This is a genomic window from Escherichia sp. E13S3 (assembly GCF_004212325.1).
GTDB lineage: Bacteria > Pseudomonadota > Gammaproteobacteria > Enterobacterales > Enterobacteriaceae > Escherichia.
The window spans coordinates 50,058-65,606 of record NZ_RHJR01000002.1 but is presented as its reverse complement, the minus strand read 5'-3'; the positions used below and the strand labels follow the sequence as shown (position 1 = coordinate 65,606).

Below are 15,549 nucleotides of genomic sequence, written 5' to 3'. Positions count from 1 at the left end.
AGCAAATAATGTCAAACGTGCAAGAGTGGCAACAGCTTGCCAACAAGGAGTTGAGCCGTCGGGAGAAAACCGTCGACTCACTGGTTCAGCAAACGGCGGAAGGGATCGCCATCAAGCCACTGTATACCGAAGCCGATCTCGACAATCTGGAAGTGACCGGTACCCTTCCTGGCTTGCCGCCCTATGTTCGTGGTCCCCGCGCCACCATGTATACCGCCCAACCGTGGACCATCCGTCAGTATGCCGGTTTCTCGACCGCCAAAGAGTCCAACGCTTTTTATCGCCGTAACCTGGCTGCCGGGCAAAAAGGTCTTTCCGTGGCGTTTGACCTTGCCACCCACCGTGGCTACGACTCCGATAACCCGCGCGTGGCGGGCGATGTTGGCAAAGCGGGCGTCGCTATCGACACCGTAGAAGATATGAAGGTGCTCTTCGACCAAATCCCGCTGGATAAAATGTCGGTTTCGATGACCATGAACGGCGCAGTCCTGCCAGTGATGGCCTTTTATATCGTGGCGGCAGAAGAGCAAGGCGTTCCCCCCGATAAACTGACGGGTACAATTCAGAACGATATCCTCAAAGAGTACCTCTGCCGCAATACCTATATTTACCCACCGAAACCTTCTATGCGCATTATCGCTGACATTATCGCCTGGTGTTCAGGCAATATGCCGCGCTTCAATACCATTAGCATCAGCGGCTACCACATGGGCGAAGCCGGTGCGAACTGTGTGCAACAGGTGGCGTTTACTCTCGCCGATGGGATTGAGTACATCAAAGCAGCTCTCTCTGCTGGCTTAAAAATTGATGACTTCGCCCCGCGCCTGTCGTTCTTCTTTGGTATCGGCATAGACCTGTTTATGAACGTCGCCATGCTGCGCGCCGCACGCTATCTCTGGAGCGAAGCAGTAAGCGGGTTTGGTGCTAAAGATCCGAAATCGCTGGCGCTACGCACCCACTGTCAAACCTCCGGCTGGAGTCTCACCGAACAGGATCCGTATAACAACGTTATCCGCACCACCATTGAAGCGTTGGCAGCTACCCTTGGCGGAACCCAGTCGCTGCATACAAATGCCTTTGATGAAGCGCTTGGTTTGCCGACCGATTTTTCGGCTCGTATTGCCCGTAACACCCAGATCATTATTCAGGAAGAGTCTGAACTCTGTCGCACCGTCGATCCGCTGGCCGGTTCTTATTACGTTGAGTCACTAACCGATCAGATCGTGAAACAGGCCAGAGTCATCATTGATCAGATCGACGAAGCCGGAGGCATGGCGAAGGCGATCGAAGCAGGTCTGCCAAAAAGGATGATCGAAGAAGCGTCTGCTCGTGAACAGTCGTTGATCGACCAGGGCAAACGCGTGATCGTCGGCGTCAACAAGTACAAACTGGATCACGAAGATGAAACTGATGTCCTTGAAATCGACAACGTGATGGTGCGTAACGAGCAAATTGCTTCGCTGGAACGCATTCGCGCCACCCGTGATGATGCCGCCGTAACCGCCGCATTGAACGCTCTGACTCACGCTGCACAGCATAACGAAAACCTGCTGGCTGCCGCTGTTAATGCGGCTCGCGTTCGCGCGACGCTGGGTGAAATATCCGATGCGCTGGAAGCCGCTTTTGACCGTTATCTGGTACCGAGCCAGTGTGTTACCGGCGTCATTGCGCAAAGCTATCATCAGTCGGAAAAATCAGCCTTCGAGTTTGATGCCATTGTTGCGCAAACGGAGCTGTTCCTTGCCGACAATGGTCGTCGCCCGCGCATTCTGATCGCCAAAATGGGACAAGATGGACACGATCGCGGAGCGAAAGTCATTGCCAGCGCCTATTCCGATCTTGGTTTCGACGTTGATTTGAGTCCCATGTTCTCCACGCCGGAAGAGATCGCCCGCCTGGCAGTGGAAAACGACGTTCATGTGGTGGGCGCATCCTCGCTTGCAGCAGGACATAAAACGCTGATCCCGGAACTGGTTGAAGCCCTGAAAAAATGGGGGCGCGAAGATATTTGCGTGGTCGCCGGTGGCGTTATTCCGCCGCAAGATTATGCCTTCCTGCAAGAGCGTGGCGTGGCAGCGATTTACGGTCCTGGAACTCCCATGCTTGACAGCGTGCGTGATGTGCTGAACCGGATTAGCCAACATCATGATTAACGAAGCCACGCTGGCAGACAGCATTCGACGCCTGCGTCTGGGTGAGCGAGCCACGCTCGCTCAGGCCATGACGCTGGTTGAGAGCCGTCACCCTCGCCATCAGGCACTCAGCACTCAACTGCTTGATGCCATCATGCCGTTTTGTGGTAACGCCCTGCGACTGGGCGTTACCGGCACGCCAGGAGCAGGAAAAAGTACCTTTCTTGAAGCCTTTGGCATGTTACTGATTCGCCAGGGGCTTAAGGTCGCAGTGATTGCCGTCGATCCCAGCAGCCCAGTGACCGGTGGCAGCATCCTTGGGGATAAGACTCGTATGACCGAACTGGCGCGTGCCGATGCAGCGTTTATTCGCCCGGTTCCGTCATCTGGTCACCTTGGCGGCGCCAGCCAGCGGGCGCGGGAGTTAATGCTGTTATGTGAAGCGGCGGGTTATGACGTGGTGATCGTTGAAACCGTCGGCGTCGGGCAGTCAGAAACGGAAGTCGCCCGCATGGTGGACTGCTTTATCTCGCTACAGATTGCCGGTGGCGGCGATGATCTCCAGGGCATTAAAAAGGGTTTGATGGAGATGGCAGATCTGATTGTCATCAACAAAGATGATGGTGATAACCACACGAATGTCGCCATTACCCGCCATATGTACGAAAGCGCTCTGCATATTCTGCGCCGCAAATATGACGAATGGCAGCCACAGGTCCTCACCTGTAGTGCTCTGGAAAAATGCGGTATCGATGAGATATGGCGCGCAATTATCGATTTCAAAACCGCACTGACTACCAGCGGTCGTTTACAACAGGTGCGGCAACAACAATCGGTGGAATGGCTGCGTAAACAGACCGAAGAAGAGGTGCTGCACCACCTGTTCACTAATGAAGATTTCGATCGCTATTACAGCCAAACGCTATTAGCGGTCAAAAATAATATGCTCTCGCCGCGCACAGGTTTGCGGCAGCTCAGTGATTTTATCCAGACTCAGTATTTTAATTAAGGGAATTTTTATGTCTTATCAGTATGTTAATGTAGCCATCATCAACAAAGTGGCGGTCATTGAGTTTAACTATGCCCGCAAACTCAATGCGTTAAGTAAAGTCTTTATTGATGACCTGATTCAGGCATTAAACGATCTCAATCGTCCAGAAATCCGCTGCATCATTCTGCGCGCCCCAGGTGGTTCCAAAGTCTTTTCCGCAGGTCACGACATTCATGAGTTGCCGTCAGGAGGCCGCGATCCGCTCTCTTACGATGATCCGCTACGTCAAATTACCCGCGTGATCCAAAAATGCCCCAAACCGGTAATTTCGATGGTCGAAGGTAGCGTCTGGGGTGGCGCATTTGAAATGATCATGAGCTCTGATCTGATCATCGCCGCCAGTACTTCTACCTTCTCAATGACGCCAGTCAACCTGGGCGTACCGTATAACCTGGTGGGGATCCACAACCTGACTCGTGACGCGGGCTTCCACATTGTCAAAGAGCTGATTTTTACCGCTTCGCCAATCACCGCTCAACGCGCGCTGGCTGTTGGCATTCTCAACCACGTTGTTGAGGCCGATGAACTGGAAGATTTCACCTTACAAATGGCTCACCACATTTCCGAAAAAGCACCGTTAGCCATCGCAGTAATCAAGGAAGAGCTGCGTGTGTTGGGTGAAGCGCACACCATGAATTCAGATGAATTTGAACGTATTCAAGGGATGCGCCGGGCGGTTTATGACAGCGAAGATTATCAGGAAGGTATGAACGCCTTCCTGGAAAAACGTAAACCTAATTTCGTCGGTCATTAATGATCCACGAACTAAGGAGCAAAGGATGAATATTACCCGGACAAGGATGACCGCCGATGAAGCGGCGGAAATTATCCAGCACAACGATATGGTGGCATTCAGTGGTTTTACCCCTGCGGGTTCGCCCAAGGCACTTCCTGTCGCCATTGCCCGTCGCGCCAATGAACAACATGAGGCGAAAAAACCGTATCAAATTCGCCTGCTGACCGGAGCGTCGATTAGCGCCGCCGCCGATGACATACTCTCTGAAGCTGACGCCGTTTCATGGCGCGCGCCATACCAGACATCATCGGGATTACGTAAAAAGATCAATCAGGGATCGGTTAGTTTTGTTGATCTGCATTTGAGCGAAGTTGCGCAAATGGTCAACTACGGCTTTTTCGGCGACATCGATGTTGCGGTAATTGAAGCCTCAGCCCTCGCTCCGGATGGGCGCGTCTGGTTAACCAGTGGGATCGGTAATGCCCCAACCTGGTTGCTGCGTGCAAAGAAAGTGATCATTGAACTCAATCATTATCACGATCCGCGCGTTGCAGAACTGGCGGATATTGTGACTCCAGGCGCACCACCGCGGCGCAATAGCGTGTCGATCTTCCATGCGATGGATCGCGTCGGTACCCGTTATGTACAAATCGATCCGAAAAAAATTGTCGCCGTCGTGGAAACCAACTTACCTGATGCAGGCAACTCGCTGGATAAACAAAATCCTATGTGCCAGCAAATCGCCGACAATGTGGTCACCTTCTTGTTGCGCGAAATGGCGCAGGGGCGCATTCCGCGGGAATTTCTGCCACTGCAAAGCGGGGTAGGCAACATCAATAATGCGGTAATGGCGCGTCTGGGGGAAAACCCGGAAATTCCTCCGTTTATGATGTATTCAGAAGTGCTACAGGAGTCTGTGGTTCATCTTCTGGAAACCGGCAAAATTACCGGGGCCAGCGCCTCCAGTCTGACAATTTCTGCCGATTCACTGCGCAAGATTTACGCCAATATGGATTACTTCGCCAGTCGCATTGTGTTACGTCCGCAAGAGATTTCCAATAACCCAGAAATTATCCGCCGCCTTGGTGTTATCGCTCTGAATGTCGGCCTCGAGTTTGATATTTACGGACACGCCAACTCAACGCACGTATTCGGCGTTAATTTAATGAATGGTATCGGCGGTAGCGGTGATTTTGAACGCAACGCGTATCTGTCGATCTTTATGGCGCCGTCGATTGCTAAAGAAGGCAAGATCTCAACCGTCGTGCCTATGTGCAGCCATGTTGATCACAGCGAACACAGCGTGAAAGTGATCATCACAGAACAAGGGATCGCCGACTTGCGTGGCCTCTCTCCACTTCAGCGCGCGCGCACTATCATCGATAACTGCGCACATCCGATGTACCGTGACTATCTGCACCGCTATCTGGAGAATGCACCCGGCGGGCATATTCACCACGATCTTAGCCACGTTTTCGATCTGCATCGTAATTTGATCGAAACGGGCTCAATGCTGGGTTAATCGCTCGTACCGTCACGATCTTCAGCAATTTGCTGTAGCAGCGTGGCGGTGTAGCGATGATTTTTCAGTGAATAAAGGTATTCCTGCATATACATTGGCGTATGCGGTGCATCAAAATATTTCAACGTAGCTGGGTTCACCAGCCGCCATGCAAAATGTGGGATCACCGTAAGAAAATGTCCGTGCTCAACGGCGCTAATTTTGGCCATAAAACTGTATGGGCGATAAATAATTGTTGGATTGATCCCACAAGGGCGCATGTTCGAATCTATCATCGCTTCATAATTAGCACGGTTTTGAAAGCGCATCTGTAACCAGGGCAACTCCTGTAATAACTCCTGCTCCTGACGCTCTTCATAACGGCGAGAAACGAGAAACCCCAGTCGCAGCGGCGGCAGTTTACTCATTGTTAGATTATCCAACCCGTGTACACGAGCGGAAACATGCTGCGGAGAGATAATAAAATCAAGCTGACGATAGAAGAGATTGTCGATAACCTCATTTTCGCTGAATTCAACCGGCTGGGCCGTCACGCCTTCGTACTTATCACCCAGGCTAATTAACTGATCAAAAATAATCGTCGGATAGGTATTATCGATACCAATCACAATTTCACGAGAACGACGTCCAGAATTATGAATTTCATTATCGATAGCAGAAAGCCGTTGGTAAACCGGGAAAAGCTTTTGATAAAGCTCCTGCCCGGCTTTATTAAGGCTGATGTTATTATCTTTACGGGTAAATAATGTATAACCAATTTGCTCCTCTAGCGCGGCAATACTTTTGCCGAACGGCGAAGCAGTCATATGTAACTTTTCTGCCGCTCGGGCAATATTATTGGTTTGCGCTAATAAAATAAAATTGCGCATCTTTTTCGAAATAAAAATATCCATCGCCGCTTCCTCCAAACATCCCTGTCCGCTTAACCGTTTCAGTAAGTTAATCCTTAATGAAATCGCAAGCAAAGATAGGTGCTTGCGTCATGGTTTTACAGAAAATTACAGAAAAAAGAGGCGATATCAGATAAAGACATTAGCCCGACAAATGAGTCGGGCTACAAGTATTATTGTGCGGCAGGTGTTTTAGCGGGTTGTTGATCCACTGGTTCTAACTGGAAGACCACATCGACCTGATCATCAAACTGAATAGCGGCCTGCTCGTAAGTTTCCTGGGCGGAAACCGGTGCGGCATCGGCTTTCATCATGCGTACCATTGGGCTGGGCTGATAATTGGAAACATGGTAGCGCACGCTATATACCGGCCCCAGTTTGCGATTAAAGCCGTTCGCCAGCTCCTGAGCCTGATGAATCGCGTTATCAATCGCTGCCTTACGCGCTTTGTCTTTATAGGCATCTGGCTGTGCCACGCCCAACGACACAGAACGAATTTCGTTGAGTCCGGCCTTCAGCGCGCCATCCAGCAAGGAATTCAGTTTGTCTAACTGACGAAGCGTGACTTCCACCGTTCTCACGGCACGATAGCCTTTCAGAATACTTTTACCATCCTGGTAATCGTAGTCTGGCTGGGTACGCAAATTCGCGGAACTGATATCTTTTTTCGCGATCTGATTGAGTTCAAGGAAAGAAATATATTGCGCGACACGCTCATCCGCCTGCTTCTTGGCAGAAGCGGCGTCCTTCGCCGTCACGTTAACTTCAATAGCAAGAATAGCGATATCTGGCACCGCATCAACGCTTGCCGTTCCTGAAGTGACAATGTGCGGACCATCCGGTAGTTCATTGGCCTGCACAGCCATCCCGCTGAAACCCATCAATGCCGCCAGGGCGATAACTTTGAACTTCACGTTAGTCTCTCCGTGTTAATTGACTTGCCCAAAATTCAGGACCTCTGGAGGCAAGCTTAGCGTCTCTGTTTTATTTTTCCATCAGATAGCGCCTAACTGAACAAGGCTTGTGCATGAGCAACACCCTCTTTCGCCAGTTGTAGGGCGATAATCCACATAACGCAGCCCACCACGAGATTGATAATGCGCTGCGCTTTGGCGGTACGCAAACGCGGCGCCAGCCAGGCGGCTAATAACGCCAGACCAAAAAACCACAGGAAAGAGGCACTGATCGTCCCGAGCGCAAACCAACGTTTGGGATCTGGCTCAAGTTGCCCGCCCAGACTGCCCAATACCACAAAGGTATCCAGGTAAACATGCGGATTCAGCCAGGTTACTGCCAGCATAGTGGCAATAATTTTCCAACGTCCCTGCTTCATCACTTCAGCACTAACCAGCTCAATATTGCTGCTCATCGCCGTTTTAAAAGCACCAAAGCCATACCACAGCAAGAAGGCCACACCGCCCCAGGTCACCAGCGCCAGCAACCACGGTGACTGCATCAATAACGCGCTACCACCAAAAATCCCGGCGCAAATCAGGACCAAATCGCTTATCGCGCAGAGCAAAGCAATCATAATGTGGTACTGACGGCGAATGCCCTGATTCATCACAAAAGCATTTTGCGGGCCAAGCGGTAGAATCATAGCAGCACCAAGTGCAAGACCTTGAAAATAATAAGAAAACACGTTGAACATTCCGAACTAATTATCTGATAAAGAGACTATAGCGCGGGATTGTTATTAGATAAAATTTATAATGCTAATAGCATATAAATAATTTTAATAAAAAAATAAATAATTCTATTCGGTAACTGATTTTAGGATAAAGATCTCATCATTCCCCATAACATAAACGGCGTTATGGCTCTCTTTCCTGCTAGCGTTGTAAAGGACTAACACTATGCAAGCCTATGATCTCACTCTTCTCCCCTACCCTATCCACGAAAATATGCCGCGCCAACAAGGTTGGTGCTTTGGCCTACCGCCAGGCATAACGCCCGAACAGTGGCCGCTGGATCCAAATAATGGTTTCCCACTGAATCATGGATTTACCCTGCTGTTGCCGGAAGATTATCGGATTTATGGGCCAGAAATTGTCGCGTTATCTTTCTTTGCTGTTGCGCCCGAGCACAACGATGGCGGAACACCCTGTACAGAAGAAATATTGGATGTGTTTGAGAATTTTGAATCCTGCACCCCACCCAAAGATCCAGACCTTTATGTTTTCTGGCAGGCAGAAAAGCAACGACATCCACGGCTATTTCGGATGGAAGATATATTAGGCTGTTCTTATGCGGTAATTTTACTCACCCAGCACGAGTTCAACGGCCCATTTTGTGAGCCACCTGAACTTATACCTAACCACTATCGTGACCAGCAAGATACGCCAGAATGGCTGACTATTGGCAGTGCGTTTAGTTATTTTCAGGCTAACGTCAGGCCAAAAGATACGCCTGAAAGCAATTTTGTATACCGTAAAATGGGCACCATTCCTGAGCAGTCACTGGCTTTCAATCTGGCGATTTCATGCGAGCCGCGCGCTTTTGATCCTAATGCGGGAATTAGCCCCACAGAAAGAAATAATACGGAATATCAGTCCATTCATTATTGTTCTAAAGATGCAGAGGGAAAGAGTAAATATGAAACTCACCAGTGGCATAGCGCTCATCAGCTTGATCATCTCGGTGGTTCAATGGCGCCCGTGCAGTCTATACCAAACGAAATGTCGCCTTATTATATTGAGTTTGAGGAGTATTTCGGCGGGTATAATTTTGGTGCGGGTAATGCCTGGCTGGACTTTAAAAATATGAAGTTTGATTTTAGTTGTTAAAGTTTACAGCTTTTAATATTAATGACGACAAATAAAATTACAGAAGGAACTGACATGATATTCAAACCATTCTTACTCTCTGTGTTATCAGGATCACTTCTGATATCTACACCCAATTTTGCCGCAGAAAAAATTCTACGCTATACCGATCATGAACCTTATGGCGGAATGCGTACCCAGCTAATTCAAAATACATTTTTTGCCGAAATTGAAAAAGAATCTCAGGGGCGTTTGAAAATCGAACCACACTGGAACGGTGAAACCGCCATCAGCTATGATGCACTGGCGACGATAAGCGATGGCAGTAAAGCTGATATGGGTATCGTGGTGCCGGAATACACAGCGAAACAATTGCCGCTTCATCAAATCTTCAAGAGCTTTGCTATTGGCCCGGATCATGGAGCCAGTCAGGTAGAATTTTTTCATCGCGTTTATGCAGAAATACCTGAGTTTAACGCTGAACTTGAGCGTAACAATATCGTGAATTTACAGTTTTTCCTTGGCTACCCGGTAGGTTTTTTCTCTACCAGGCCCATTGATAAATTGACTGTGCTTCAGGGAACCACCTGGCGAACAGCCAGTTTCTGGCATCGGGCTTATTTAACTCATACGGGAGCAAAAACCGTAACCTTACCGTGGAATGAGCAAATTACGACAGCAATCCGCGAGGGAAAACTCGATGGCTTAATGGTCAATCTTGATAGCGGATATGACATCCATGCTGAACGTGCTGCGCCGAATGTGTTGCTCTCCCCTTCTCTCTGGCTTGGTCATGTCTATCTGCTGGTAATGAATAAACAAACGTGGGAAAACCTTGATAAAAGAGATCGTGAGGCGATTCAACGAGCAGCCATTACAACCGAGAAAGCGCTGGGCAAGGCATTAGATGACAACCTGATCAGCATGGTAAAAACGCTTGAGCAGGAAGGTGCACAAGTTCGCTATCTGAAAAAATCAGAGCTGGACGCCTGGCAGAAAGCAATTGGTTATCAGCAAGAGCAAACTCAGTGGGTAGAAAAGCAGAAAGCTGAAGGAGTAGACAATGCTGAGGAAGTCATGCAAAAAGTTGCCAATATACTAGATGAAACAATGCGTTAAATTGGTAGTGCGCCCATGAACTTCATGGGCGCTTCACATGATTAACGTGTTACCGCTTCGCTCTCTTTATTTTCTTTCACCCGCTTAAAGTTCACATCCATTTGCGGATACGGGAAGCTGATACCAGCAGCATCAAATTCACGTTTAATACGTTCCAGCACATCCCAGTACACGTTTTGCAGATCGCCACTGTTGCTCCAGGCACGAACGACGAAATTAATCGACGATGCGCCAAGTTCGTTCAGGCGTACGGTAATTTCACGATCTTTTAAAATACGATCTTCGGACTGAATAATATCGGTCAGGATCTGCTTAACCTGATCGATATCAGAATCATACGCTACGCCAATAATAAATTCGTTACGGCGCGCCGGCTCACGAGAGAAGTTAATAATATTACCGGCAATAATTTTACCGTTCGGAATAACAATTATTTTACCGTCTGCGGTACGCATGGTGGTGGAGAAAATCTGCACACTCTGCACAGTACCAGCAACGCCGCCGAGGTCAACATATTCTCCTGCACGGAACGGGCGGAACATAACCAGCAAAACGCCAGCAGCCAGGTTAGACAGTGAACCCTGCAAGGCCAGACCTACAGCTAAACCTGCGGCACCGAGTACGGCAATGACCGATGCGGTTTGTACGCCCACGCGGCCCAGTGCTGCAATTAACGTAAAGGCGATAATTGCGTAACGGATTAATGCAGAAAGAAAATCAGCAACGGTGGCATCTATGTTACGGGAGATCATCAGGCGATTCACCGCGTTGGAAATCATCCGCGCGATAATCAAACCAACGATGATGATCGCGAGTGCCGCCACGATGTTTACAGCATAACTCAGCAACAGCGCCTGGTTATTTACCAACCAGGATCCTGCGCCGTTTATGCTATCGACAACTTTCAAATCTTCCATTCAATATTCCTTTTCAACTGACTTAAATTGGAGAAACATACTCCGCCGCCTTACGACGGGCAGTCTGACAAGGGTAAACAATAAAGCATAATTTTGCCAAATAGATCACAGATTTCTTAAGTACATCACCTTGCTTTTGGCGAAAAAAAGACCCGCAGAGCGGGCCTTGAGATAAGCAGAAAGGAATATCTTACAGAACGTCGATCGCGTTCAGTTCCTGGAATGCTTTTTCCAGACGAGCGATCATCGAAGTCTGACCGGCACGCAGCCATACGCGCGGATCGTAGTATTTCTTGTTCGGCTGATCTTCGCCTTTCGGGTTGCCCAGCTGGCCCTGCAGGTAAGCTTCGTTCGCTTTGTAGTAGTTCAGAACACCTTCCCAGGTCGCCCATTGGGTGTCAGTATCGATGTTCATTTTAACTACACCGTAGCTTACGGAATCTTTGATTTCCTGAGCAGTAGAACCGGAACCACCGTGGAATACGAAGTTCAGGCTGTTGTGCGGCAGGTTGTGTTTCTTAGAAACATATTCCTGAGAATCACGCAGGATGGTCGGAGTCAGAACAACGTTACCCGGCTTGTAAACACCGTGTACGTTACCGAAGGACGCTGCGATGGTGAAACGCGGGCTGATTTTGCTCAGCTCGGTGTATGCGTAATCAACGTCTTCCGGCTGGGTGTACAGTGCAGAAGCGTCCATGTGGCTGTTGTCCACGCCGTCTTCTTCACCACCGGTGCAACCCAGTTCGATTTCCAGAGTCATGCCGATTTTGGACATGCGCTCCAGGTATTTAGAGCAGATTTCGATGTTCTCTTGCAGAGATTCTTCAGACAGGTCAATCATGTGAGAAGAGAACAGCGGCTTACCGGTAGCAGCGAAGTGTTTTTCACCCGCGTCCAGCAGACCGTCGATCCACGGCAGCAGTTTCTTCGCGCAGTGGTCGGTATGCAGGATAACCGGAACACCATAGTGTTCAGCCATCTGGTGAACGTGATGCGCACCAGAGATCGCACCCAGGATAGCAGCGCCCTGCGGAACGTCAGATTTCACGCCTTTACCAGCGATAAAGGAAGCACCACCGTTGGAGAACTGAACGATAACCGGCGCTTTAACTTTAGCAGCGGTTTCCAGTACGGCGTTGATGGAGTCAGTACCGACGCAGTTTACTGCTGGCAGTGCGAAGTTGTTTTCTTTTGCTACCTGGAAAACTTTCTGTACGTCATCACCAGTGATTACGCCAGGTTTTACGAAATCAAAAATCTTAGACATGTCTCTTGTCCTGTATCGTCGGGCTGTAGAAAAAGTGCGTGCTTTAAAAGCGCGCTGCAACAAGGGCAGGTTTCCCTGCCCTGTGATTTTTTACTTCTTAGCGCGCTCTTCGAGCATCGCTACTGCAGGCAGTACTTTACCTTCCACGAATTCGAGGAATGCGCCGCCGCCAGTGGAGATGTAGGAGATTTTGTCAGCAATGCCGAACAGGTCGATTGCTGCCAGAGTGTCGCCGCCGCCAGCGATGGAGAACGCTTCGCTGTCTGCGATAGCGTTAGCCACGATTTCAGTACCTTTGCGGAAGTTCGGGAATTCGAACACGCCAACCGGACCGTTCCACAGAATGGTTTTCGCATTCTTCAGGATTTCAGCCAGTTCCTGAGCGGAAGCATCACCGATATCCAGGATCTGCTCGTCAGCTTTCACATCGTTAACAGATTTCAGAGTAGCCGGAGCGGTTTCAGAGAACTCAGTCGCTACGCGAACGTCAGACGGAACCGGGATGTCGCAGATGGTCAGCAGACGTTTTGCTTCGTCAACCAGGTCAGCTTCGTACAGAGATTTACCCACATCGTGGCCTTGTGCCGCGATAAAGGTGTTAGCGATACCACCACCTACGATCAGCTGGTCAGCGATTTTAGACAGGGAGTCGAGAACGGTCAGTTTAGTAGAAACTTTAGAACCACCAACGATAGCCACCATCGGGCGAGCAGGTTCTTTCAGTGCTTTACCCAGCGCGTCCAGTTCAGCTGCCAGTAGCGGGCCTGCGCACGCAACATCAGCGAATTTACCGATACCGTGAGTAGAAGCTTGCGCGCGGTGAGCAGTACCGAATGCGTCCATTACGAACACGTCACACAGTGCAGCGTATTTTTTGGACAGGGTTTCGTCGTCTTTCTTCTCGCCTTTGTTGAAGCGAACGTTTTCCAGAACAACCAGTTCACCTTCAGCAACGTCAACGCCGTCGAGGTAATCTTTAACCAGACGAACCGGGTTAGACAGTTTGTCTTTCAGGTAGTTAACAACCGGCAGCAGAGAGAATTCTTCATTGTACTCGCCTTCGGTAGGACGACCCAGGTGGGAAGTTACCATCACTTTTGCGCCTTGTTTCAGGGCCAGTTCGATGGTTGGCAGAGAAGCACGGATACGCGCGTCGCTGGTTACTTTCCCGTCTTTTACTGGTACGTTCAGATCCGCACGGATAAATACACGTTTCCCAGCAAGATCCAGATCGGTCATCTTAATTACAGACATGGTGAATCCTCTCGTTGATTCTAAAAGTTTTGCAGACGCTGCTTGCGTCTTACCTGAAAGCAACAGTAGCCATAGCTAACGTCGTGTCGAGCATTCGGTTAGCAAAGCCCCATTCGTTATCGCACCAGACCAACGTTTTGATCAGGTGTGCGCCACTGACCCGGGTTTGGGTGCCATCGACAATGGCACTGTGCGGATCGTGGTTAAAATCTACAGAGACCAACGGTAATTCCGTATAGTCAACTATACCATGAAATGCACCTTGTGCTGCTTTTTGCAGCAACAGGTTGACTTCATTGGCTTTTACAGGTTTCTTCACCGTCACGCTTAAATCGATTGCCGTCACATTTATGGTTGGCACACGTACCGCAATCGCTTCAAAGCGATCATTAAATTGCGGAAAAAATCGTGTGATACCGGCGGCCAGTTTGGTATCGACCGGAATGATCGACTGGCTGGCTGCCCGGGTGCGGCGCAGGTCAGGATGGTATGCATCAATAACCTGTTGATCGTGCATGGCGGAGTGAATTGTGGTCACAGTGCCGGACTCAATACCGTACGCATCATCCAACAATTTGATGACAGGAATTATGCAATTCGTGGTACAGGAAGCGTTAGAAACGATGCGGTGTTCCGCACGAAGTTGATCCTGATTGACGCCGTAAACAACGGTCGCGTCGAGATCGTTACTGCCAGGATGTGAAAAGAGCACTTTTTTGGCCCCGGCGGCAATGTGCGCTTCGCCATGCTCGCGGGTGCCATATACGCCGGTGCAGTCGAGAACCACATCAACGCCTAGTTCACGCCAGGGAAGCGATTGCAGTGAACGTTCATGCAATAGGCGGATGGCATCATCACCAACAAAAAGTCGATCACGTTCCTCACGGACTTCCCATGCAAAACGGCCATGACTGGTGTCATATTTCAACAAATGCGCCATGCCCGCAGCATCCGCCAGTTCGTTGATTGCCACCACGGTAATTTCCGCACGGCGTCCTGATTCATACAAAGCACGAACCACATTACGCCCGATGCGACCGAAGCCATTTATCGCTACGCGTACGGTCATAGATCTCCTGCAAGGCTTTCCCTGAGCAAATTTGCCAGACAGAGTAATCCAGCAAATCGTTCGGGGAAACCTTACCTGTCGCAAACTGCGACTGATTGGTTAATTGTCGAACATTTAATCGACTGAAACGCTTCAGCTAGGATAAGCGAAACATGGAATAAAAGGAATGATTGTCCAGTCAAAGAAGACAATTATCTGACTTGCGTCACGTTTTCCGGCCTGATGCGTTGGAATTTATTCCACTTTGCAGAATCACGAATAAGCGTAGCAAAATCTTTTCGTTGTGCCGTCACAAACCCTGACTTATATCAGAATATGACTGATGCAGCGTCGATATTATCCGCAATACGTCCGAGTTTCGGAGTACTCCAATGATGACATTGCCCTACCCATATTCTTCCTCCGCACGCTTTTACGCGCTGCGCCTGCTCCCCGGGCAGGAAGTTCTCTCCCAATTACGCGCCTTCGCGCAGCAACAGCAACTCCACGCCGCGTGGATTGCAGGTTGTACCGGCAGTCTGACTGACGTCGCCTTACGCTATGCCGGGCAAGAAAACACGGCCCTACTAAGCGGTAAGTTCGAAGTGATCGCACTGAACGGCACGCTGGAACACACTGGCGAGCATCTTCATCTCTGCGTTTCTGACCCACGCGGCGCGATGCTTGGCGGTCATATGATGTCCGGCTGTACCGTGCGGACCACGCTTGAACTGGTGATCGGCAGCCTTGAGGAACTGGCGTTTAGCCGCCAACCTTGCGCGCTTTCTGGTTACGACGAGTTGCATATTTCCCCCGTTAAATAACTATTTGCAGAGAGGTTTTCT

At 49.7% G+C, this 15,549-nt stretch carries 14 protein-coding genes; 7 read left to right on the top strand and 7 right to left on the bottom strand.

Features of this window, described 5'->3' with window-relative positions:
- Positions 1-8 precede the first annotated feature (8 nt).
- From scpA to scpC, 4 genes are read left to right on the top strand one after another with little or no spacing between them, the layout of a single operon-like run.
- Positions 9-2,153: a methylmalonyl-CoA mutase gene (gene scpA, locus D9597_RS01520; protein WP_130221452.1), complete on the top strand. Its 2,145-nt coding sequence runs from the start codon at positions 9-11 to the stop codon at positions 2,151-2,153.
- Positions 2,146-3,141: a methylmalonyl Co-A mutase-associated GTPase MeaB gene (meaB, locus tag D9597_RS01515; RefSeq protein ID WP_130221451.1), complete on the top strand. Its 996-nt coding sequence runs from the start codon at positions 2,146-2,148 to the stop codon at positions 3,139-3,141. Before scpA ends, meaB begins: the two co-directional genes overlap by 8 nt.
- Positions 3,142-3,151: 10 nt before the next feature.
- Entirely contained in the window at positions 3,152-3,937 is a 786-nt protein-coding gene (scpB, locus tag D9597_RS01510; protein ID WP_130217985.1) for a methylmalonyl-CoA decarboxylase, read from the top strand.
- A gap of 25 nt (positions 3,938-3,962) precedes the next feature.
- Positions 3,963-5,441: a propionyl-CoA:succinate CoA transferase gene (gene scpC, locus D9597_RS01505; RefSeq protein WP_130221450.1), complete on the top strand. Its 1,479-nt coding sequence runs from the start codon at positions 3,963-3,965 to the stop codon at positions 5,439-5,441.
- On the opposite strand, the gene D9597_RS01500 is transcribed toward scpC, so the two are convergent.
- The 3 genes from D9597_RS01500 to argO all read right to left on the bottom strand — a co-directional run bounded on the left by D9597_RS01500 (position 5,438) and on the right by argO (position 7,973).
- Positions 5,438-6,334 (bottom strand): LysR family transcriptional regulator, encoded by an 897-nt coding sequence (locus D9597_RS01500; RefSeq protein ID WP_130221449.1) that lies wholly within the window; start codon positions 6,332-6,334, stop codon positions 5,438-5,440. The genes scpC and D9597_RS01500 overlap by 4 nt on opposite strands.
- Positions 6,335-6,504: 170 nt before the next feature.
- Positions 6,505-7,245, bottom strand: coding sequence for an oxidative stress defense protein (locus tag D9597_RS01495; RefSeq protein WP_064529765.1), 741 nt, complete (start codon positions 7,243-7,245; stop codon positions 6,505-6,507).
- Between the two features lie 92 nt (positions 7,246-7,337).
- Complete coding sequence (gene argO / locus D9597_RS01490) at positions 7,338-7,973, bottom strand: arginine exporter ArgO (protein ID WP_130217989.1); 636 nt, start codon at positions 7,971-7,973, stop codon at positions 7,338-7,340.
- 214 nt (positions 7,974-8,187) lie between these two features.
- Between argO and D9597_RS01485 the strand changes: the two genes are divergently transcribed.
- On the top strand, positions 8,188-9,117 hold the full coding sequence (locus D9597_RS01485) for a hypothetical protein (RefSeq protein WP_130221448.1): 930 nt from the start codon (positions 8,188-8,190) through the stop codon (positions 9,115-9,117).
- A 54-nt stretch (positions 9,118-9,171) separates the two neighbouring features.
- Positions 9,172-10,215 (top strand): TRAP transporter substrate-binding protein DctP, encoded by a 1,044-nt coding sequence (gene dctP / locus D9597_RS01480; RefSeq protein WP_130221581.1) that lies wholly within the window; start codon positions 9,172-9,174, stop codon positions 10,213-10,215.
- Positions 10,216-10,256: 41 nt separating this feature from the next.
- Here the strand turns inward: dctP and mscS are convergent, their stop codons facing one another.
- From mscS to epd, 4 genes are all read right to left on the bottom strand, one after another.
- Positions 10,257-11,132 carry a small-conductance mechanosensitive channel MscS gene (mscS, locus tag D9597_RS01475; RefSeq protein WP_130217995.1) on the bottom strand — a complete coding sequence of 292 codons (876 nt, stop codon included), beginning with the start codon at positions 11,130-11,132 and terminating at the stop codon, positions 10,257-10,259.
- A 190-nt stretch (positions 11,133-11,322) separates the two neighbouring features.
- A complete protein-coding gene (gene fbaA / locus D9597_RS01470; protein ID WP_000034372.1) occupies positions 11,323-12,402 on the bottom strand; it encodes a class II fructose-bisphosphate aldolase in 1,080 nt (359 codons plus the stop codon).
- A gap of 90 nt (positions 12,403-12,492) precedes the next feature.
- Positions 12,493-13,656 (bottom strand): phosphoglycerate kinase, encoded by a 1,164-nt coding sequence (pgk, locus tag D9597_RS01465; RefSeq protein ID WP_130217997.1) that lies wholly within the window; start codon positions 13,654-13,656, stop codon positions 12,493-12,495.
- 49 nt (positions 13,657-13,705) lie between these two features.
- Positions 13,706-14,725, bottom strand: a complete 1,020-nt coding sequence (gene epd / locus D9597_RS01460) for an erythrose-4-phosphate dehydrogenase (RefSeq protein WP_130221447.1) — start codon at positions 14,723-14,725, stop codon at positions 13,706-13,708.
- Between the two features lie 371 nt (positions 14,726-15,096).
- Here epd and D9597_RS01455 point away from each other — a divergent pair, with 371 nt between their 5' ends.
- Positions 15,097-15,528 carry a PPC domain-containing DNA-binding protein gene (locus D9597_RS01455; protein WP_130221446.1) on the top strand — a complete coding sequence of 144 codons (432 nt, stop codon included), beginning with the start codon at positions 15,097-15,099 and terminating at the stop codon, positions 15,526-15,528.
- Positions 15,529-15,549 lie beyond the last annotated feature (21 nt).